11 protein-coding genes are annotated in these 21,102 nt (G+C 73.6%); 2 read left to right on the top strand and 9 right to left on the bottom strand.

Features of this window, described 5'->3' with window-relative positions:
- Positions 1-45 precede the first annotated feature (45 nt).
- The 6 genes from ABZY13_RS13245 to ABZY13_RS13270 form a co-directional block, all read right to left on the bottom strand.
- On the bottom strand, positions 46-2,316 hold the full coding sequence (locus ABZY13_RS13245; protein WP_356629948.1) for a glycoside hydrolase N-terminal domain-containing protein: 2,271 nt from the start codon (positions 2,314-2,316) through the stop codon (positions 46-48).
- A complete protein-coding gene (locus ABZY13_RS13250) occupies positions 2,313-4,289 on the bottom strand; it encodes a beta-galactosidase (RefSeq protein ID WP_356629950.1) in 1,977 nt (658 codons plus the stop codon). Before ABZY13_RS13250 ends, ABZY13_RS13245 begins: the two co-directional genes overlap by 4 nt.
- Positions 4,286-6,472, bottom strand: a complete 2,187-nt coding sequence (locus tag ABZY13_RS13255) for a 1,4-beta-glucanase (protein ID WP_356629952.1) — start codon at positions 6,470-6,472, stop codon at positions 4,286-4,288. The genes ABZY13_RS13250 and ABZY13_RS13255 overlap by 4 nt, the downstream gene beginning before the upstream one ends.
- A gap of 76 nt (positions 6,473-6,548) precedes the next feature.
- The gene (locus tag ABZY13_RS13260) at positions 6,549-7,478 is read right to left on the bottom strand and encodes a carbohydrate ABC transporter permease (protein ID WP_356629954.1); all 930 of its coding nucleotides are present in this window, start codon (positions 7,476-7,478) and stop codon (positions 6,549-6,551) included.
- Complete coding sequence (locus tag ABZY13_RS13265; RefSeq protein WP_356629956.1) at positions 7,475-8,512, bottom strand: ABC transporter permease subunit; 1,038 nt, start codon at positions 8,510-8,512, stop codon at positions 7,475-7,477. The genes ABZY13_RS13260 and ABZY13_RS13265 overlap by 4 nt, the downstream gene beginning before the upstream one ends.
- A gap of 26 nt (positions 8,513-8,538) precedes the next feature.
- Positions 8,539-10,227 carry an extracellular solute-binding protein gene (locus ABZY13_RS13270; RefSeq protein ID WP_356629958.1) on the bottom strand — a complete coding sequence of 563 codons (1,689 nt, stop codon included), beginning with the start codon at positions 10,225-10,227 and terminating at the stop codon, positions 8,539-8,541.
- Positions 10,228-10,585: 358 nt separating this feature from the next.
- On the opposite strand from ABZY13_RS13270, the gene ABZY13_RS13275 reads away from it, so the two are divergent.
- A complete protein-coding gene (locus tag ABZY13_RS13275; protein WP_356629960.1) occupies positions 10,586-13,405 on the top strand; it encodes a glycoside hydrolase family 3 C-terminal domain-containing protein in 2,820 nt (939 codons plus the stop codon).
- An 85-nt stretch (positions 13,406-13,490) separates the two neighbouring features.
- Here the strand turns inward: ABZY13_RS13275 and ABZY13_RS13280 are convergent, their stop codons facing one another.
- From ABZY13_RS13280 to ABZY13_RS13290, 3 genes are all read right to left on the bottom strand, one after another.
- Entirely contained in the window at positions 13,491-14,936 is a 1,446-nt protein-coding gene (locus ABZY13_RS13280) for an aldehyde dehydrogenase family protein (RefSeq protein ID WP_356629962.1), read from the bottom strand.
- 164 nt (positions 14,937-15,100) lie between these two features.
- On the bottom strand, positions 15,101-16,684 hold the full coding sequence (locus ABZY13_RS13285) for a PucR family transcriptional regulator (protein WP_356629964.1): 1,584 nt from the start codon (positions 16,682-16,684) through the stop codon (positions 15,101-15,103).
- 136 nt (positions 16,685-16,820) lie between these two features.
- Positions 16,821-19,307: an ATP/GTP-binding protein gene (locus tag ABZY13_RS13290; RefSeq protein WP_356629966.1), complete on the bottom strand. Its 2,487-nt coding sequence runs from the start codon at positions 19,305-19,307 to the stop codon at positions 16,821-16,823.
- Between the two features lie 302 nt (positions 19,308-19,609).
- Here ABZY13_RS13290 and gabT point away from each other — a divergent pair, with 302 nt between their 5' ends.
- Complete coding sequence (gabT, locus tag ABZY13_RS13295; protein ID WP_356629968.1) at positions 19,610-20,944, top strand: 4-aminobutyrate--2-oxoglutarate transaminase; 1,335 nt, start codon at positions 19,610-19,612, stop codon at positions 20,942-20,944.
- The last annotated feature ends 158 nt before the right edge of the window (positions 20,945-21,102 follow it).

The raw sequence follows: 21,102 nt of genomic DNA on the forward strand, positions 1-21,102 counted from the left end.
TGTCCCTTCCATGGGTGGGGGGAATTGCTGGGGAATTGCGGGGAGTCACCGCGCCCCCAGGGTGAGGACGCGGTCTTCTCCGGCGACGAGGTCGAGCGGCTCGGAACCGGAGGAAGTCCACAGGTCGATGCGGCAGGTGCGGTGCGGTCGCAGCACGGCCCGCACGCCGTCGGGCGACCACGTCAGGTCGATCCGTGCGCCGAACCGGGTCCGCACGCCCCGCAGTTCGCCCGCCGCGAGCGTGGGCGGGAGCGCGGGCAGCAGGACCAGCCGGGCGGGCGTCGACTGGACGAGCGCCTCGATGAGCACGGCGGGCAGGGCGTGCGCGGCGTCGGCGTTGTAGACGTCGCGCTTCGGGTAGTGCGCGCTCATCAGGGAGGCGTGGAAGTAGTCGCCGGTCAGCACCCGGCCGAGCGCGTGCGCGACCCGTTCGCCGTCCCGCAGCCGGGCGGCGACCAGGGCGTGGTGCAGGTGGCCGTGGGCGGAGTCGTTCTCGCAGCCGCGCAGTTCGAGGGCGCGGTGGGCGGCGCGGGCGAGGTCCGGGGTGTCGTAGGGGTTGATCTCGTCGAGCGGCCAGACGCCGTAGAGGTGGCTGAGGTGGCGGTGGTCGTAGGTGTCCTCCAGGTCGGGGCGGGCCCATTCGGCGAGGGCGCCGTCCTCGTTGACCCGGTGGGGCGGGACGCGGTCGGCGAGGGCGCGCCAGCGGTCGGCGTGCGGGGTGCCGGGGTGGTAGTCGGCGGCGGTGCGCAGGGCGTGGCGGGCGGCGGAGAGGTCCATCGCCGCGTCGACGGCGCCCCAGCTCGCGTTGGCGGGCCGGTTCTCCGGCGAGTACGACGGCACGACGACGACCCTGCCGTCGGCGTCGGTGCGGCTGAGGAAGTCCTCGTAGAACAGGGCGGCCTCGGCGAGCGCGGCGGCGGTGCGCGGGTCGCGCTCGCCGCGGATCTCGTCGTGGTCGACGAGGGGCGCCAGCAGCCAGTCGGCGCCGGCGGTCCACAGGTGCAGCGGGTACTCGCGGCTGAAGTGGTAGGTGTGCCCGGACTCGCCGTCGGTGTGCGAGGGCGCGACGACGCCGCGGGCGCCGAAGATCGCGCGGGCGTTGTCCCGCCAGTCGGGCAGCTGGCCGTGGATCAGGGCGGCGTGCGCCTCGGTCACCTCGGGGAGGGCGGCGCAGGCCGCGGAGGCGGTCTGGAGGTTGAGGTTGGCGTTGGTGGTGAACGCGCCCGACCAGGCGGTGTCCCAGTCGCCGGTCCACAGTCCGGGAAGCCGGGGCGGCAGCATCCCGGAGGCGGACAGGAGGTGGTAGCGCCCGGCGGCGAAGAGGCGTTCCAGGAGCGCCGGGCTGTCCGGCCGCCCGAGCAGGTCCGAGCCGGGCAGCGCCCGTTCCGCGGGGTCGGCGGCGAGGTCGAGGGTGACGCGCGCGTAGGCGGTGCGGTGGCGGCCGAGATGCCGGGCGAGCAGGACGTCGTACGGCGTGGCGTCCCGGGGTGCGTCGCCCGGTGTCCCGTCGTCGCCGAGGTCGTCGTACGGCGTCCCGTGGAGCAGGTCGGCCAGGGCGCGGGCCTCGGCGACGACGTCGGCCTCGCCGGTGTGCCGGCGCACCCGGGTGAGCAGCAGCACGGAACGGGCGCCCCGGATGCGGACGCCGGGGGGCGCGAGGGTGGTGGCGCCGCCGGTGACGGCGAGCAGGGTGACGCCGGTGTAGCCGAGGTCGCTGCCGGGGTAGCGGGCGCGCAGGCTCAGCAGGGCGCCCTCGGAGGTCAGGGCGGCTCCGTGGCCGAGGCCCAGGGCGGCGGGGGCGCCGGGGAGGCGGGCGTCCTGGCGGACGTCGAGGGTGAGGTGCCGGGCGGCGACCCGCTGGACGATCACGTCGTCGGCGCGGGAGACGAAGACGCGGCTGCTCCAGTCGCCGCGTTCGGCGACCGCCTCGCCGGTGGTGAAGTCGACGGCGCGGCGGTAGCGGTGGCCGGCGTGGTCCGGGGCGCGGTCCAGGCGGAGCTGGAAGGCCGGGTGGAAGGGCCGTACCCATTGCAGCGGCCGGCCGTCGGTGAAGCCCTCGGCGGCGGCGCGGTCGCCGGCCAGCAGCCGGTCCTGGACGGCGGCGAGTTCGGCGGCGAGCCGGGGCGGGGTGCGGTTCTCGTCCTGGCCCGGACGGACGAGCGTGTGATGCGTGACGACGACCCGGTCGACGTTCGGATCACCGAACACCAGGGCGCCGTGGCGGCCGTTGCCGCTGAGGAAGGCGTCCTCCCAGCGGGCGGCCGGGGCGGGCTCCCAGGTGCCGTGCACGGGTGGGGTCGTCGTCGGGTCCGTCATGGGCGCAGCACCGCCACGCCGTAGCGGTCCAGGCGGACCTCGCCGCTCACCGTCGTGTCCGTGAGCAGGTCCCGGTGGCTGCCCGGGACGGGGACGACGACCGGCTCGCGGCGGTGGTTGAGCAGGAACAGCAGGTCACCTCGGCGGACCGCCTCGACGCCCTCGGGGACGCCGCCGAGGACCGGGCGGACTCCCGCGCCCTCGGCGACGCGGGCGAGCAGGGCGCGCAGGGCGTCCGGCTCGGGCAGGGTCGAGACGTACCAGGCACGGCCCCTGCGCAGTACGGCGGGCATGCCGTCGAGTTCGCCGCCCTTGTAGGGGACGGTCTCGTCGGCGTCGTCGGCGGGCTCGATCTCCTCCGACCACAGGGTGCCGCGGAAGCCGTCGCACTCGACGGTCTCCCCCGCCGCCAGCGGCCAGCGCTCGTGCAGGACGCGGATGCCGAACAGGTCGCGCAGCCGGGCGTCCATGCCGCCGGGGCGGATCCGGTCGTCCTCGTCCGCGGCTCCGGTGAGGAAGCCGCAGACGAGGACGCCCCCGCCGGCGACGTACGCGATAAGGCCGTCGACGGCGGTGTCGGTGAGGAGGTACAGCTGCGGCGCGACCACGAGGCGGTAGCGGCTCAGGTCGTGTGCGGGATGGGCGAAGTCGGTGGCGAGGCCGGCCTCCCACAGGGCGCGGTGCCACGCGGTCAGGATCCGCGGGTGGTCGGCCTCGGCGGAGAGCCGGCCCTCGTGGTCGCCGGCCCACCAGGAGTGCCAGTCGTGCAGGATCGCCACGTCGCCGGGGGTGTGGGCGCCCGAGACGTGCGGGGCGATCCGGGCCAGGTCGGCGCCGATGCGCACGACCTCGCGGAAGGCGCGGCCCTGTTCTCCCGCATGGCCGAGCATCGCGGAGTGGAACTTCTCCGCGCCCTGCCGGGACTGCCGCCACTGGAAGTAGCAGACGGCGTCCGCGCCCCGGGCGACGGCCTGCAGCGACCACAGGCGGTTGAGCCCGCGCGGCTTGGGCCGGTTCACCGCGCGCCAGTTGACCGACCCGGCGGCCTGCTCCATCAGCATCCACGGGCCCCGCGCCTGCGAGCGGGTCATGTCCTGCACCAGGGCGCCGTGCTGGGCGCCGAGGGGGTCGTCCGGGTCGGGGTAGAGGTCGACGGAGACGACGTCCTCCTCCTCGGCCCAGCGCCAGGCGTCCTGGCCCTGCCACAGCGGCATGAAGTTGGTGGTCACCGGGGTGTGCGGGGTGTGCCGGCGGACGATGTCCCGCTCGGCGAGGAAGCACTCCAGCAGCATGTCGGAGGTGAAGCGCCGGAAGTCCAGCACATGGGCGGGGTTCTTCATGTAGTGGGCGCGGCGCGGGGGCAGGATGCCGTCCCAGGTGTCGTACGCCTGGCTCCAGAAGGCGGTGCCCCAGGCGGTGTTGAGGGCGTCGAGGGTGCCGTAGCGGTCCCGGAGCCAGCCGCGGAAGCGTGCGGCGGCCTCGTCGCCGTGGTCGAAGGTGCAGTACTCGTTGTTGATGTGCCACATCGTGAGGGCGGGGTGGCCGCCGTAGCGGGCGGCGAGGTCCTCGGTGACGGCGGCGGCGTGGCGGCGGTAGGTGGCGCTGGAGTGGGAGAAGTGCTGGCGTCCGCCCCACAGTTCGACGCGGCCGTCGGCGTCGCGGGGCAGGGTGTCGGGGTGCAGCCGGCCGAGCCACGGGGGCGGGGATGCGGTGGGGGTGGCGAGGACGACGCCGATGCCGTGGTCGTGCATCAGGTCCATCAGCCGGTCCAGCCAGCCGAAGTCCCGCTCGCCGGGGCGGGGTTCGAGCTTCGCCCAGGAGAAGACGCCGAGGGTGACCGAGTTGACGCCGGCCTCCCGCATCAGACGGACGTCCTCGTGCCAGGTCTCCTCGGGCCACTGCTCGGGGTTGTAGTCGCCGCCGAACAGGAGCCCGCCGCGGGTCGCGTCCCCGAGGCCCGGCCGGGCGGTCATCGGACGGGCTCCCCGTACTGGATGCCGCGCCCGTTGGTGGCGACGTACACCCGGCCGTACACGCGCGGGTCGCCGGTGATGGTCTCGCCGGTCCAGCCCCACTGGTGCGCGTCGTCGTTGATCCGCGTCCAGGTCCTCGCCCCGTCGTCGGAACGGTGGATCGCGGTGATCGTGTCGACGGCGCCGACCTGGTAGAGCGCCGGGTAGTCCGCTCCCTCGGCGGCCTTGCCGAAGCCGAGGGCGTACGACGCCCAGCAGCTGTCGACCTTGGTGAAGGCGGCCCCGCCGTCGGTGGACCGGTACAGCCCGTTCCACTTGGCGCTCAGCCACAGGTCGCCGGAGCGGCCGGGGGCGGCGACCACCTTGAACTGGGTGTCGCCGGAGGGCAGTCCGGTGGCGCGGGCGGTGAAGGTGAGGCCTCCGTCGGTGCTGGCGAACAGGGTGCCCGTGTCGGTGTCGTACGCGTAGAAGAGCTGCGGGTCGGCCGGGTCGGCGACCGGTGTGGCGCCCTTCGGGAAGGAGGGGACCTCGCTCCAGGTGGCCCCGTTGTCGGCGGAGCGGTGCGCCGGGTGCCTGGTGCCGTCCCAGTGCACGAAGGACCACAGCAGCACGCTGCCGTCGGCGTTGGCCGCGATCGGCCCCGGCGCGTCCTTGGCGAGGGACGGCTGGGCGGCGAAGGGGGCCCAGCTGCGCCCGCCGTCGTGCGAGTACGCCCCGTTGCCGTGGTCGCCCCAGCCGGCGCGGACGACGTACGCCGGCCTGGCCGCGGCCTGCGCGAGCCCCGTCGACGTCCCGGTCACGGGGTTGGAGGCCATGCCGCGGGACGGGGAGGCGGTGAGCCGCTCGTGGTACATCACGCCGAGGTCGCCGAGCCCGCTGATCAGGTGCGCCTCACCGGTGGGCGGCGAGATCAGCTGCCGTACGGAGGCCTCCTCCAGGCCGCGGATCTGCGGCGCCCAGTGCTCCAGGTCCCGGGTGCCGTAGACGGTGGCGCCGGTGCCGAACACGATGTGCCGGGAGTCGTACGGGTCGACGGCGAGGGCCTGGATCCACCAGCCGAACTTCGGCTCCGCGCCCCACTTGAGGTAGGGCGTCTCCGACACGTCGAGGACGGCGGCGTCCTTCAGGGACGTCCAGTTGCGTCCGCCGTCCGTGGAGCGGTACAGGGTGTCCACGGCGGCCCAGCGGTTGTTGGTGGAGACCACGACGGTCCCGGGCCGGCGCGCGTCCACGGCGACGCCGCCGTAGCCGAAGGAGTCCCCGGCGCCGTCGGGCTTCGCCGGCGTGACGTCGGTCCAGGTCCCGCTCGCCGTGGCCAGCCGGTGCACGCTGCCGTCGGTCTGGCCGTTGGGGCCGGGTGCGTCGGCGTAGGTGACGTACAGGGCGCGGGTGTGCCGGTCGTAGGCGGCCCTGACCGGCACCTTGGCGAAGCTGCCGGACGGCTGTCCGGGCACGGCCTGCCAGGTGGCGCCGTCCAGCGTGCGGTAGAGGTTGGCGTCGCCGCCGTCGCCCCACCCGGCGTACACGGCCCGCCCGGCGGCCACGAGCAGGGTGATCCCCTGTCCGGTGGCGCTCGGCGTCGCCGGGAATCCGGACACGGGCGCCCAGGTCGCGCCCCGGTCGGTGGACCTGAGCAGCCCGTCGTGCCGGGTGCCGAGCCACAGGGTGTCGCTGTCCCGGGGGTCCACCAGCAGCCGCTCGCCGCAGCCGCGCCCGTCCTCGTTGGCCCCGAGCTTGACCGTGAGGTCGGTGCGCGCCCAGGTCCGGCCCCGGTCCTCGGACCGCAGCACGGCGCCGTTGCCGGCCCAGGGCTGCGCGTAGGTGCCGAGCGCGAGGTAGAGCCGGTCGGGATGCGCCGGGTCGACGGCCATGGCCTCGACGCCGAGGAGGTTCCAGTCGTCCCATCCGAGGTGGTCGGTGAGCGGGATCCAGCGCGCCCGCCGCTCGTCCCACCGGTAGGCCCCGCCGATGTCGGTGCGGGCGTAGGCGAGCCCGCGCACGGAGGGGTGGAAGAGCAGGCCGGTGACGAATCCGGTGCCGCCGATGACGACGTTGCGCCAGCGGTAGGCGGGGGCGTCGGCGGCCGCCTCGGCGGCGTGCGCCCGCAGCGGGAGGGCGCTGGCAGCGGCGACGGCGGCGGACCCGGCCAGGACGGCGCGCCTGCTGAGGTTGGACGTGCGCATGACATACCTCGCTCTACGGATGGGGAAAGTGGACGTACCTCTGGGGCGCGGGCCCGTGCCGGCGCCCGCGCGGGCCTCAGCCCTTGACCGCGCCGGTGAGCATCCCCTTCTTGAAGTGCCGCTGCACGAACGGCGACAGCACGGCGACCGGCAGCAACGCCATCACCATGACCGCCATCTGCACCGCCAGCCCCGACAACTGCCCGGTCTTGATGGCCTGTCCCAGTCCGACCGGCGCCTCCTGCTTCTGCACCAGCTGGATCATGACGTTCTGCAGCGGCATCATGTCCTGGTCGTTCAGGTACAGCGACGCGTTGAACCAGGCGCTCCAGTACCCCACCGCGTAGAACAGCGTGATCACCGCGATGACCGCCCGCGACAGCGGCAGGACGATCTGCCACAGGATCCGGAAGTCGCCGGCCCCGTCGATGCGCGCGCTGTCCACCAGTTCCTGCGAGATGCCCATGAAGAACCCGCGCAGGACCAGGATGTTGAACACGCTCACCGCGCTCGGCAGGATCAGCGCCAGGTAGGTGTCCGTGAGGCCGAGCGTCTGCACCAGGAGGTAGGTGGGGATCAGGCCGGCGCTGAAGAACATCGTGGCCAGCAGGAGCATCAGGATCCAGCGGTGCCCGAGCGAGCCGCTGCGCGAGAGCCCGTAGGCGCACAGCACCGACACCGTCATCGAGAACGCCGTGCCGACCAGCGTGACCAGCACGCTGATGATCGCCGCACGGGTGACCTGGCCGCCGCTGAGCAGCTCCTGGTAGGCCACGAAGGTGATGTCCTTCGGCACCATCACCAGGCCGCCGGCCTCGTCGATGGTCTTGCGGGTGGAGAGGCTGGTGACCACGACGATCCACAGCGGGAAGAGGATCGCCAGGCACGCGATCCCGAGCACCAGCCCCTTGGCCGCGAGACCGGCCGGCTTCGGCCGCTCCTCCCACACCGGCCGGGGCGGTGCGGCCCAGCGGCGCCGTACCTGCTTGTCGATGACCGCGGTCACTTCTTGTACACCCCCTGCTCGCCCATCAGATGGGCCACCTTGTTCGCGGCCAGGACCAGTCCGATGCTGATGACGCCCTTGACGAGCCCCGCGGCGGCCGCGTAGCCGAAGTCCTGGTTGCGCACGCCGTTCCACCACACGAAGGTGTCGAGCACCTCCGCCGCGCCCGGTCCCACGGCGTCGCGCTGCAGCAGGATCTGCTCGAAACCGACGGTGAGGGCGTCGCCGACGCGCAGCACGAGCAGCAGGGCGATCACCGGGCGCAGCGCGGGCAGCGTGACGTGCCACATCCTGCGCCAGCGCCCGGCGCCGTCCATCGCGGCGGCCTCGTACAGGTCCGGGCTGACGGAGGAGAGCGCGGCGAGGAAGACGATGATCCCCCAGCCGGCGTCCTTCCACACCGTCTCGGCGGTGACCAGGAACTTGAAGGTGCTCGGGTCGGTCATGACGTCGAGCCCGTCGTAGCCGTGGGCGCGCAGCAGCTGGGACAGCAGCCCCGCGCCGCCCAGCAGCTGCTGGAAGACCGCGATCACCAGCACCCACGAGAAGAAGTGCGGCAGATAGAGAACGGCCTGGGCGAACGCCCGCACCCGGGGCCTGACCACGCTGTTGATGAGCAGCGCGAGCAGGATCGGGATCGGGAAGAACAGCACGAGCTGGAGGAAGAACAGCACCAGCGTGTTCCGGACCGCCTGCCAGAAGGCGGAGTCCTCGAAGATCCGCTGGAAGTTCTCCAGGCCCACCCAGGGGCTGTTCAGGATGGACACGACCCCGTTGTCGCTGATGTAGGGGTCGTAGTCCTGGAAGGCGACCACATTGCCCAGAATCGGCACGTAGTTGAAGAGCAGGACCAGGGCGACGGCCGGCAGGGTCATCAGGAGCAGGACGCGGTCGCGCCCGAACCTGTGCCGCAGACTCAGCTGCCCCGGCGTCTTCTTCCTCCGGCGGGCCCCGCCGGCGTCGTCGGACGTCGTCGGGGACTCCGCCGTCGTGTCGGCCTCGGTCCTGCTCCGAGGCACCGTGCTGTGGGACACGGCGTTCTCCTTGCCTCGGTAGTCGGTCAGTTGGCCGCGGAGCCGTTCTCGTCGAGGATCTTCTTGTACCAGTCGCGCAGTTCGTCGCCGCCCTTGCTCTTCCAGTCGGAGACGGCCTGCTGCATGTCGCTGATCTTCTTGCGGCCCCGGACGATGTCGTCCTCCAACTGCTCGAAGTTGTTGGAGAGGTTGGTGTAGCGGCTCGGCTCGGTGATCTGCATGCCGTAGAACGACGACTTCCTGGTGAAGGCGCCCATCCGCTGCTGCCACTCGACCTGGCCCCTGGCGACCTCCGGGAAGTCGGGGTGGGCGATGGTCGGGGCGGGGCTCGCGACCATGACGTAGGCGTTCATCACGTCGATGTTGCCCTGGTCGGTCTTGGCAGGGACGCCGTCCTCGACGGTGTAGTGGGTGCCCTCCACGCCGTAGTTGGTCATCATGTACTCCTTGGTGCCGTACGGCGCCGCGGTGACGTTGGCGACGGCGAGCACGTCGCGGACGACCGCCTCGGAGGCCTTCTTGTTGACGAAGGCGAAGATGCCGGCGGGCTGGTCGGCCCACATCGTCGGGTCGCCGCCGTCGTGTCCCCACACGTCCATGCCCCAGATCTTGAACTCGGGGTTCTGGGTGGCCTGTTCGGCGGTACGGCCCCACCACTGCGAGATGTTGTTCGGGTAGACGAGGAACTCGCCCTTGGCGAACTTGGGGCCCGGGTCGGGGGCGGTCTTGCCCATCTCGGAGTCGGGGTGGACGACGCCCGCCTCGAAGAGCTTGCGGGACCACTCAAGCGCCTCGAGGTACTCCTCGGTCTCGACGCGGTTGACCAGCTTGCCGTCGACCAGGTTCCAGTGGAGCGGCTTCTCGCTGCCGTTGAACACGCCGAACGCCTGGAAGGCCGTCCACTTCATGTCCAGGCAGGCCCAGCGCTTGGCCCTGGCGTTGGTGATGTCCTTGGCCAGCGCCATGAACTCGTCGCACGACTTGGGGACTTCGTAGCCCTCCTTGTCGAAGATGTCCTGGCGGTACAGGGGCACCATGCTGGGGGCCCACGGCGACGGCATCGGCAGGCCGCGCAGCTTGCCGCCGAAGATGGAACGCCGCCAGGCGTCCGTGGGGATCGCGGCGAGGTTCGGGTACTCCTTGACCGCGTCACCGGACAGGTACGGGCCCAGGTCGGCGAACTTGCCGATGATCGCCGAGGGTATCTTGCCGTTCATGTTCCAGCCGGGCACGACGACCACGTCGGGCACGTCGCTGGAGGCCAGGACCGCGCCGAGCTTCTGCTCGTAGGTGTTGCCGTCCTGGTTCTGCCACCGGACGTCGACGCCGATCAGGTCGTTCATGCCCTGGTAGTAGGGGTTGTCCCCCTTCGGCGGGGAGCCCCAGAACGGCGACATGACGGTGACCTTGCCGCCCTTGCCGAGCTTCTCGGGCACGGAGGTCTTCAGGTCCGCGAGGTCGAGCTTGCGGGTGAAGCCGGCCGCCGAGCCGTTCTTGGCGGGGATGTCGGGGGCGACCACGTTGCTGGCCACGTACGCCGGCAGCAGCTTCTTGGCGTCCTTGCCCGAGGTGGTGCCCTCGCGCGAGCCGCTGTCCGAACCGCCGCAGGCGGCGAGCAGCGGCATCCCGCCGGCCACGGCCGCGGTGGCGACCGCCGTGGAGGCGAGGAAGCTTCTCCGGCTGGGCGCGGAGGAGGAGGCGGCGTTCGGCGTCATTGCGTCAACCCTTCGTGGCGCACCAGGACACCCGGCGGTGGAGCCGTCGGCTGCGGTGTCTCGTAGTGGAACTGGCTGAGCTGAAGCGGTTCGCGGATCCACGGGCACGGTGCCGGGACCGGCTAGTCGAAGCGCTTCGATGTTGCTGCGAGGTTAAGTGAACACCGGGGGGTGCACAAGGGTCGCTTCCAAGATTCCTCCGGGCTCCGGAGGTTTCGGCCCTGCTCATCTGCGGCTTGCTATGTCGGCGAACTGCCGCAGTTGTTGCGGTGGGATGCCTTGACACCCGAGGGCGCGTCGATCGAGCATCGAAGCGCTTCGAAAGCGCCGCGCCGCTCCATCGCTAGGGGAACCCCACGTGACCGCACACACGCCGCCCGCACCGCCCTTCCGTGACGCGAACCTGCCGTTCGCGAAGCGCATCGACGACCTGCTGTCCCGGCTGTCCCTCGACGAGAAGGTCGCCTTCCTCCACCAGTTCGCGCCCGCCGTGGAACGGCTCGGCGTCGCCGCGTTCCGCACCGGACAGGAGGCACTGCACGGGGTGGCGTGGATGGGCCCGGCCACGGTCTTCCCGCAGGCGGTGGGGCTGGGCGCCACCTGGAACCCGGAACTGGTCCGCCGCGTCGGGGACGCCGTGTCCAAGGAGGTGCGCGCGATGCGGGCCCGCGACGAGCGGGTGGGCCTCAACGTCTGGTCGCCGACGGTGAACCTGCTGCGCCATCCGCTGTGGGGCCGCAACGAGGAGGGCTACTCGGAGGACCCGAGGCTCACCTCGGCCATCGCCACCGCCTACACCCGCGGACTGCGCGGCGACCACCCCGTGTACTGGCGCACCGCGCCGGTCCTCAAGCACTGGCTCGCCCACAACAACGAGACGGACCGGGCCACTTCGTCGGCGTCGGTGCGTCCGCGGGTGCTGCACGAGTACGACCTGCGCGCCTTCCGGGACACGGTCGAGGCGGGCGCGGTGGCCGGGGTCATGCCGGCGTACAACCTGGTCAACGGCCGCCCCAACCACCTCTCGCCGTACCTGGAGGAGCAGCTGCGGACCTGGACGGACGACGACCTGCTCGTCTGCTCGGACGCGGGCGCGCCGACCAACCTGGTCGACCACGAGCACTACTTCGACACCCACGAGGAGGCCACGGCGGCGGCCCTGACCGCCGGCGTCGACAGCTTCACCGACCACGGCACCGACGGCTCGCAGATCACCGCGCGGGTGCACGGCGCCCTGGAGCGGGGCCTGCTGACGGAGGCCGACGTGGACACGGCCGTGCGCCGCCAGTTGTCGGTGCGGTTCCGGCTCGGCGAGTTCGACGGCTACGACGAGGCCGGCGCCTTCGACACCCCCGGACACCGCGCGCTCGCACGGGAGGCGGCCGAGCAGGCGATCGTGCTGCTGCGCAACGACGGCGTCCTGCCGCTCGCCCCCGGGACCCGGATCGCGGTGACCGGGCTGCTCGCCGACGAGTGCAAGCTCGACTGGTACAGCGGCACGCTGATCCACCGCAGCACGCCGCTGGAGGGCCTGCGCGAGCGCTTCGGCGCGCAGAACGTCGTCTTCGCGGAGGGCGTGGACCGCGTCCGCCTGCGCACCTCGGCCGGCGCCTTCCTCCATGTGCCGCGGGCCCCGGAGGCCGCCGGCGCGGTACGCGGCGCGGAGGGCGCCCTCGACCCGGCGCTGCTGGCAGGCCGCACGGACCTGCCCCCGCTGACCACCGACGCCGCCGGCACCGAGCTGGCCCTCATCGACTGGGGCGAGGGCGTCCTCACCCTGCGCGCGCCCGACGGCCGCTACCTGTCCGTCGCCGAGGACGGCTACGTGCGCGCCTCCGCCGACCAGCCGGGTGGCTGGGTCGTCCAGGAGACCTTCCGCCTGGAACCCCATGGCGACGGTCACCTCCTGCGGCACACGGGCACGGGTCGCCATGTCTCAGTGACCGCCGAGGGCGTGAAGGTTGCCGACGAATCCCCGGAGATCTTCGAACTCGTGCACATCGAGCGCGGCGAGGACGCCGTGGCCCGGGCGGCGGCCGGCGCCGACGTGGTCGTGGTGGTCGCGGGCAACGACCCGCACATCAACGGCCGCGAGACCGAGGACCGTACGACCCTGGCCCTGCCCGCGCACCAGGACCGCCTGCTGCGCGCGGCCCGCGAGGCGAACCCGCGCACGGTGCTGGTCCTGACCTCCGCCTACCCCTACGCCTTCGACCCGTCCCCGCTCCCGGCCGCCCTGTGGACGGCCCACGGCGGCCAGGCGGCGGGCACGGCCCTGGCCCGCGTCCTGGCGGGCGACGTCTCCCCCGCCGGCCGCCTCCCCCAGACGTGGTACGCCTCGGACGCGGACCTCCCTTCCCTCCTCGACTACGACGTGATCGGCAGCCGCCAGACGTACCTGTACTTCGAGGGGGCCCCGTTGTTCCCCTTCGGCCACGGCCTGTCGTACGCGCAGTTCGCCTACGCCGGCCTGACGGCGAGGGTCACGGACACGACGGTCGAGGTCTCCTTCACGGTCACCAACACGGGCGACGTGACCGCCGACGAGGTCCCGCAGCTGTACGCCCGCGCGGCACAGCCGTCGGCGCCGCGCCCGCGCCGGGAACTGCTGGCCCACGGCCGGGTGACCCTGTCCCCCGGCCGGACCACGACCCTGTCCTACGAAATCCCCCTGTCGGCCCTGGAGTTCTGGGACGTGTCCCGCTCGTCCTGGCGCCTGGACCCCGGCCCGTACGACCTCCTCGTGGGGGCCTCCAGCGAGGACGTCCGCCTCCGCACGACGATCACCCTCACCGGCACCCCGGCGACCCCGCGCCCGCTCGTCGAACGGGGCCTGTCCGCGGCCGACTTCGACGACCACACCGGCGCGGAACTGGTCGACCGCACGAAGAGGTCGGGCGACGCGGTGACCCCGGCGGGCGCGGGGCCGGCCGAACTGGTCTACCGGGCCTGCGACTTCGGCACGGGGGTGACGGGCGTGACGTTCGAGGTGGCGGGCGCGGGCACGATCGAACTGTCCCTGGACGGCGGGGAACCCGTGGTCACGGTGAGCACGCCCGCCTCGGACCCGTACGCCTACACGACCGTGTCGGCGCCGCTCACCGCCGAGGGCGTGCACGACGTCCGGGTCGGGCTGGGCGGGGAGGTGCGGCTGGCGCGGGTGGAGGTCTCCCGCTGAGCCAGCGGAGGACGTCTTCCCCTGACACGCCGATGGCCGGAGCCCCCGCACAGTGGGCTCCGGCCGTCGGGCCGAGGGGTGTCGGTCAGAGGGCGAGGCCGGTCAGGACCAGGACCCGCTCGTAGGTGTAGTCCTCCATGGCGAAGCGGACGCCCTCGCGGCCGACGCCGGACTGCTTGGCGCCGCCGTACGGCATCTGGTCGGCGCGGTAGGAGGGCACGTCGCCGATGACCACGCCGCCGACCTCCAGGGCGCGGTGGGCGCGGAAGGCGGTCTGCAGGTCGTGGGTGAACACGCCGGCCTGCAGACCGTACTTGGACGCGTTGACGGCGGCGAACGCCTCGGCCTCGCCGTCGACCCTCTGCACCGTGAGGACCGGGCCGAAGACCTCCTCGCAGGCCAGGGTGGTGCTCGCGGGGACGTCGGTGAGGACGGTGGGCGCGTAGGAGGCGGCCTCGCGCTTGCCGCCGGTGAGGAGCTTCGCGCCCGCGGCGACGGCCTCGTCGACCCACGCCTCGACGCGCTGGGCGGCGGCCTCGCTGACCAGCGGGCCGACGTCGGTGGCGTCGTCGGACGGGTCGCCGGTGACCTGGGCCTCGACGGCGGCGACGATGCGGGGCAGGAGACGGTCGTAGACCGACGCGTCGGCGATCACGCGCTGCACGGAGATGCAGGACTGGCCGCCCTGGTAGTTCGAGAAGGTCGCGATGCGGTGCGCGGCCCGGTCGAGGTCCTCGTCGCTCGCCCAGTCCGCGAGGACGACGGCCGCGCCGTTGCCGCCCAGCTCCAGGGTGCAGTGCTTGCGCGGCACCGAGTCCATGATCGCGTAGCCGACCTTCTCGGAGCCGGTGAAGGAGACGACCGGCAGGCGCTCGTCCTGGACCAGGGCGGGCATGCGGTCGTTCGGGACCGGGAGGATCGACCAGGAGCCGGCCGGCAGCTCGGTCTCGGCCAGCAGCTCGCCGAGGACCAGGGCGGACAGCGGGGTCGCCGGGGCGGGCTTGAGGACGATCGGGGCGCCGGCGGCGATGGCCGGGGCGACCTTGTGGGCGCACAGATTGAGCGGGAAGTTGAACGGCGCGATGCCGAGGACGACGCCCTTCGGGAAGCGCCGGGTGAGGGCGAGCCGGCCCTGGCCGCCGAGGTCGGTGTCGAGGCGCTGGGCCTCGCCGCCGTTGAAGCGCCGGGCCTCCTCGGCGGCGAAGCGGAACACGGACACCGCGCGGCCGACCTCGCCGCGGGCCCACTTGACCGGCTTGCCGTTCTCGGCGGAGATCAGCCGCGCGATCTCCTCGGTGCGCTCGGCGAGCCGCCGGCTGACGTGGTCCAGTGCGGCGGCGCGGACGTGGGCCGGGGTGGCGGCGAACTCGTCCAGCACGGCGTACGCGGCGGCCACGGCCTCCTCGACCTGGGCGTCGGTCGGCACGCTCACCGTTCCGACGAGCCGGCCGTCCCACGGGGAGGTGACGTCGAAGCTGTCCTCGCCGGTGGCCTGGCGTCCGGCGAGCCAGAAGGCGTGGGTGGAGGTCATGGTCGAAGCCCGTGCCCTTCCGCGTTGGGTGTTCCTGTGCTGCTCTGTCGGGTCAACCGTAGGGCGCGGGGCGCGAAGGGTCGCTTGTCCGATGCGTAGCAGTGCGGGCGGGGGATGCGCCGTATTGGCCCAGTCGCGGGACGTAAGCGGCCGGGGGCCACCGGCTACTGCTCGGCCGACGTCGCCTTCAGCGCCAGCCACAGTTCCATCCGGACGTCCGGGTCGTCCAGGGAGCGGCCCAGGATCTCCTCCACGCGCCGCATCCGGTAGCGCAGGGTGTGGCGGTGGACGCCCAGGTCGGCGGCCGCGGCGTCCCACTGGCCGTGCCGGGACAGCCAGGCGCGCAGGGAGGCGACCAGGTCGCCGCGGCCGGTGGCGTCGTGGTCGTGCAGCGCCCGCAGCAGGCCGTCCGCGAAAGCGCGTACGGCGTCGTCCGCGAGGAGCGGCAGCACGGAGCCGGCCGCCAGATGTTCGTGCTCCACCAGCACGCGGCCCCTGCGGCGGGCGACCGACAGCGCCTGGACCGCCTGTCTGTACGCGGACCCGGCGGCGATCGGCCCGGCCGGCGCCGACAGGCCCACGACCAGGCCGTCCTCCTCGCCGCCGCCCGTGCCCTCGCCCGTCGCCCGGCCCACCTCCAGCCCGGCCGCGTACTCCCCGCACGCCTCGATCACCGCGCCCCCGTCCGTCGCCAGCACCACCAGGCGCTCGCCGTCGCTCTCCGGCACCGCGAGCACCGCCTCCCCCGACCGGGCCGCCGCCGTCTCCACCGCCTCGGCCAGCCCGGCGAGCCCGGCGGCCCCCGACGCGCACTCGGCGACGACGATCCGGAAGGGCGCGTCCAGCAGGTCGCCGTACAGGCCGCCGGCCACCGTGCGGGCGTGGTCCGGTTCGCCCGCCAGCAGCATCCGCAGCACGGCGGCGCCGATCCGCTGCTCGGCGGCGTGCAGGGAGCGGGAGCGTTCCGTCGTCAGGGTGAGCAGGGCGATGGCGGAGTGCACGGCGTAGCGTTCGGCGGTGCCGAGGGCGGCGGCGGTGCCGACGGCGAGGGCCGCGCGCGGACGGCGGCCGGTGCCGAGGGTGTGCAGTTCCACCCGGTCGTCCCGGTCCGGCACGCCCACCACGGAGCTGGCCGGCGCGGGCCGCTCCCGCAGCCGTTCGACGTCGGACGTCAGGCGCGCGGCACGGCGGCCGGCCCACTCCGGCGCGGCGGCGACGACGGCGCCCGAGGCGTCGTACAGCGCCGTCCACCCGTCGACCTGCGCGGCGAGCGCCCCGAGCAGCCCTTCGGGGCCGTCGTTCAGCGCCTGCCTGGTCAGTTCCCGCTGGGCGGCGAACCCGTCCGTCACCGCCCGGTACTGGTCGGCGGCGATCGCGGCCGACACCGCCTTGGTGATGGCGAGGAACGGGGTGCGGCGGGGCACCTCCAGCAGCGGCAGTCCCTCGCGCTCCGCCGCGTCGACCAGGGCCTGCGGGATCTCGTCGTAGTTGACGCCGACCGCGAACCCGAGGCCGACCACGCCCGCCCCGGCCAGCCGCTTCACGTACCGGCGCATCGCCTCCGGGTCCTCCGCGTCCAGTTTCAGCGCGGTGATCAGCAGCAGCTCGCCGCCCTCCATGTAGGGCACGGGATCGGCCAGCTCACTGACGTGGGCCCAGCGCACGGGCACGTCCAGGCGGTCCCCACCGGCCCGCACGGTCAGTTTGAGCGCGGAGTGGTGGACGAGTGAGGCGAGCGTGGGGGGCATGGGACCTTCAGGTCGAGGGGGTGATCTTTTGGCCGCCGCGTATGAACGACCTGTGTCGATTCTGCCTCACCGTACGATCCCGGGTTCCGGACGAGGACTCACGACGGCCGGGAACCGCCCTCCCCGCCCCGGGCCCTCAATCCCGCAGATCCACCAGCAACGGCGGCGCGTGCTCGCCGCCGACCGTCGTCAGGGACAGCACCGCGTGCCCCGGCGGCACCTCGTGGGCGAGCTGGGAGGCGGACCAGCGCTCCCGCTCGACCTGCCGGACGGTCACCGCCTCCGTGGTGACCGCCTTGCCGGTGACCATCTTGCGCAGGGCGTGGATGGCCCGGGTCATGGGCTGGTCGGCGAACACGGTGTGATGGGCCACCTCTTCGGTCTCGACCCACTCCTTGCCCCACGCCTCGGCGAACCGGCTGCCGTCCCAGGTCGTGACGCCGGACAGCGCCATCCGGCAGCCGACCGCCGCGTAGAGCGGCCCGTGCAGCGGCTCGGGCACGTCGGCGACCGTGCGCAGCGCGAGCACGACCCCGGCGTTGCGGGACCGCAGCCGCTGGACGCGCCGCACGGACTCGGCGGTGACCGCGCCGGTCGCGTCGTCGAGGACGAGGCAGGCGAAGTGCTCCCGCTCCTCCTCCCGCACGACGGCCGAGAACTGCGCCAGCACCAGCCGGGTGATCAGCCGGGACGCCTCCTCGTGCCCGTGCTCGGGGACGTCGATCCGCACCCGCAGCGGATGGTGGGCGACGGCCCGCAGCGAGAACGGCCGGATCCCGTCGCCACCCGCGCCGAAGAAGCCCGCGAAGGCCGGCCGGTCCAGGGTGGCGAGCCGGTCGGCGAGCGCCGGACCGGGGTCGCCGGGGGTGTCCGTCTGGCGGATACGCGCTTCCAGTTCCCTGGCCATGGCGACGTGCCGCCCGCCTCCCAGCGCCTCGCGCACCGCGCCCACCACCGCCGGGTCGCCCTCCAGCAGCCGGCGCAGGACGGTGAGGGGCGGAAAGCCGCCGAACGCCGCCCGGTAGGGGCCGAGGAGCTGCGCCAGCGCCGTGGCCGCCCGCTGGACGCCCACGGACTCCAGGTCTCCCGCCAGCGCCTCGGCGAGGAACCCGGCCGCCTCGTCGGGGTCGACGGAGCCGGCGTACGGGTCGAGGTCGTACGACGAGGCCGCGTTGCCGAGGCGTACGACGATGTCGAAGGCCGCGTCGGGGCCGACCGGCGCCCCGGCGGCGCACACCGCGACGACGGCGCAGCCGCCGGTCAGGGCCTGCAGGGCGAGGGACTCCACGACCGGCGCGACGACCCGGCGGGTCTTGCCGGACCCGGACGGCCCCACGACGAGCAGGGAGGTGCCGAGCGTCTCCGGTTCCAGGGCGGCGCCCGCGTTCCGGTAGTCGAGCGGCGTGCGCTCGGCGGGCGTCCAGCGTCCGATGCGCACCTGTCCGGCGAGCAGGTCGTGCCGGGCGGCGCGGACGGGGAGGTCGCGGGCGCCGGAGGGGTGGACCAGCGCGGCGCCGCCCTGGCGCAGCACGGCGTCCGTGAAGGCGGCGGCCCGGCCGAGGCCCCGGGCGCGCCGCCAGGCCCGGTCGAGCCGGGCGCAGTCGACGTCGTTCGTCCGGCCGCCCAGCGTCTCGGCGGTGAGGACGTCCGCCGCGTCGGACGCGCCGGCCTCGCGCAACGCGGGCCAGTGGGATCGGGGGGTCTCGACGGCCGGCGGGGGCTCGTCGGACGCCGTGCGGCGGCGGGCGGCGAGCCAGGTGCGCGCGAGCTGCGGCCAGCCCCCGATCCGGGCGAAGGGCCACAGGACGAGAAGGGTGATGACGGCGTAGAGCGCGTCGGTGGTCCAGGGCGAGGTGAAAACCTCGTAACCGCCCGTGACCAGGACGACGAGGGAGAAGATCGGCGCGACCACGGGGAGGGCGTCCCAGCCGACGCCCGGGAAGGCGCTCGGGAAGACGAAACTCAGCGTGGCGAGCGCGCCGAGGGCCGCGAGCAGGGCGCGCGCGGGCTGCTCACGCCGGGCGACGACGTGGCGCACGATGTCGGACCAGCTGCCGAGCCGGCCCATGGCGTACAGCAGCACCCCGAAGAAGAGGCCGTCGTAGACCACCTTGGCCTCCGCGCCCTCCAGGCCCTTGGGCGAGGCCAGTGAGCCGCCCCACCACCAGTCGTCCGGGGTGAACACGCGCAGCAGGGTCCACTGGAAGGGCACGGCGCCGCGCCGCCACATGGACCACAGCACGAGGGCGAGGACCAGCGGGACCAGTACGCCGACGATGGTGACCGGCGCGAGGCGCTCGGCCGGGCCGTCGTCCCTGGCCGGACGGTGGCCGAAGCGCCAGATCCCCGGCCTGACCGCCGGGCGCGGCTCGTCGAGCCAGTCGGCGACGGCGGAGCGGGCGGGCGCGGGCTGCTCGGCGCCGGCCGCCGCACCGGGCGGCGACCCCGCGGGCGGACCGGGCGCGGCAGCCGGACGGGGCGGGACGGCCGGGGCGGGCGGCACGGGCGGCACCCCCGCCCCCTCGAAGGGCCCAGACGGCCCGAACGGCCCCGGCGGCCCCGCCGGACGCGGCACCGGGTTCGGGTGCGTGCCCCGCGCGTCCTGCGTCCCGTCGCTGTTCATCGCCCTGCCCCCTGGCCAGCCGCTGCGTGCACCGTCAGCGAGTCAATCTAATGCCCCGGCAGGGGGAGTTCACCGAAGACCGACCCCGGCCGCGCCGGATGCCCCGCCGTGTCCCGCGCCCTCACCCCCGCCGCGCCCTTGCCGCAGGCCCGGCTTTGGCCCCGCCTCCCCCTCCCGATCTGTCCACCACGGACAACCGCCCCTCCCGAACAACGCCCACATGGAGCATGCCCCCACCCCCGCCCCGCCCCTAGCCTGCGAAGAAAGAAGGCAAGCATCCGCAAAACCCCCAGGAGCCCCGCATGTCCGCACTCCCCCAGGAGCGCCGCGTCGTCACCGCCATCCCCGGCCCGAAGTCGCAGGAACTGCAGGCCCGCCGTGTCGCCGCGGTCGCCCAGGGCGTGGGCTCGGTGCTGCCCGTGTTCACCGCGCGCGCGGGCGGCGGCATCATCGAGGACGTCGACGGCAACCGGCTGATCGACTTCGGTTCCGGCATCGCCGTGACGTCCGTCGGCGCGTCCGCCGAGGCCGTCGTGCGCCGGGCGAGCGCCCAGCTCGCCGACTTCACCCACACCTGCTTCATGGTGACGCCGTACGAGGGCTACGTGGAGGTCGCCGAGGCGCTGGCCGAGCTGACGCCGGGCGACCACGCCAAGAAGTCGGCCCTGTTCAACTCCGGCGCCGAGGCCGTCGAGAACGCCGTCAAGATCGCCCGCGCGTACACCAAGCGGCAGGCGGTCGTCGTCTTCGACCACGGCTACCACGGCCGCACCAACCTCACGATGGCGCTGACGGCGAAGAACATGCCGTACAAGCACGGCTTCGGCCCGTTCGCGCCCGAGGTGTACCGCGTGCCGGTCGCCTACGGCTACCGCTGGCCGACCGGCGCCGAGAACGCCGGTCCGGAGGCCGCCGCGCAGGCCGTCGACCAGATCACCAAGCAGGTCGGCGCGGAGAACGTCGCCGCGATCATCATCGAGCCGGTGCTCGGCGAGGGCGGCTTCATCGAGCCGGCGAAGGGCTTCCTGCCGGCGATCCGGAAGTTCGCCTCCGACCACGGCATCGTCTTCGTCGCCGACGAGATCCAGTCCGGCTTCTGCCGCACCGGCCAGTGGTTCGCCTGCGAGGACGAGGGCATCGTCCCGGACCTGATCACCACCGCGAAGGGCATCGCCGGCGGTCTGCCGCTGGCCGCGGTGACCGGCCGCGCCGAGATCATGGACGCGGCGCACGCGGGCGGCCTGGGCGGCACGTACGGCGGCAACCCGGTCGCCTGCGCCGGCGCGCTCGGCGCGATCGAGACGATGCGGGAGCTGGACCTCAACGCCCGCGCGAAGAGCATCGAGACGGTCATGAAGGCCCGCCTCGGCGCGATGGCCGAGAAGTTCGACCTCATCGGCGACGTGCGGGGCCGTGGCGCGATGATCGCCATCGAGCTGGTCAAGGACCGTACGACCAAGGAGCCCGCGCCGGAGGCCACCGCCGCCCTGGCCAAGGCCTGTCATGCGGAGGGCCTGCTGGTCCTCACCTGCGGCACCTACGGCAACGTGCTGCGCTTCCTGCCCCCGCTGGTGATCGGCGAGGACCTGCTGAACGAGGGTCTCGACATCATCGAGCAGGCGTTCGCGCGCATCTGAGCCGGCCGTCCGCACGTCTGGCGGCCCGCGCGATGAGCGTGTGAAGAAGGTGTGCGAGGTGGATGGCGGGATACCGATCCTGCTGTCCCGCGCCCACCCGCTGTCGTAGGTTCTGACCGATGAGAGATACCGCCCGTGGGAAGCCGCGGGCGACAGGC

The sequence above is a fragment of the Streptomyces sp. NPDC006610 genome (assembly GCF_040611575.1).
Lineage (GTDB): Bacteria > Actinomycetota > Actinomycetes > Streptomycetales > Streptomycetaceae > Streptomyces.